The sequence below is a fragment of the Vibrio sp. 704 genome (assembly GCF_033339295.1).
This window is the reverse complement of the sequence record NZ_JAWOUH010000740.1, coordinates 1-583: the sequence shown is the minus strand read 5'-3', so window position 1 is coordinate 583 and position 583 is coordinate 1. Positions and strand designations below refer to the sequence as shown.

At 43.7% G+C, this 583-nt stretch carries 1 protein-coding gene; it reads left to right on the top strand.

Annotated elements, in window-relative coordinates; genetic code table 11:
- Nucleotides 1–259 precede the first annotated feature (259 nt).
- On the top strand, nt 260–583 hold a 324-nt coding region (locus R7R24_RS28840; RefSeq protein ID WP_318120475.1), incomplete at its 3' end, for a class I SAM-dependent methyltransferase.

Here is a 583-nt window from a genome sequence, read left to right as displayed (position 1 = left end):
CACTCTACGTGACGGAGACATTGTTTGGACAAACACCAAAACTGGTGAGGAATATGATTCGGAACCCGAAGCAGGCGTTTTTCGCCGATTAGGCGCTTGGTTCTCCGGCATTTTGCCAATAGAAGATCAACTTTAACTCGGTCACATTCTCTGCATTCCGTTAGCGCCGCAAAAAATAGAGTTGTGTAGGCTAGCTTCAAAGACAGCAAAAACGCTATTCAAATTTGAATGGCGTTTTTTATAACGAAAAGGAAATTCAATGTCAGTTTCATGGGATCCGTACTATCAAAAAGTCGCTCAACAACCACACAGGGTCAATGTAGAAAAAGCCCTACAATTTCACACATTAGCAGAGAAAATTGCCGTTGACGCTGGCTGCGGTACAGGGAGAGACTCCAATTTTCTTCTCGCACAAGGCTTTCGTGTTCACGCATTCGACAACAACTCAGATGCAATAAAAACCTGTGAGACGCGTTTTTCTGAACAGTCGAATTTCTCCATCTCGCAAGCGTGTTTCAGCGATTTTGATTACCCTAAGTGCACCCTATTTATTGCTAGCGCCAGCCTGTTCTTTTGTCCAAAA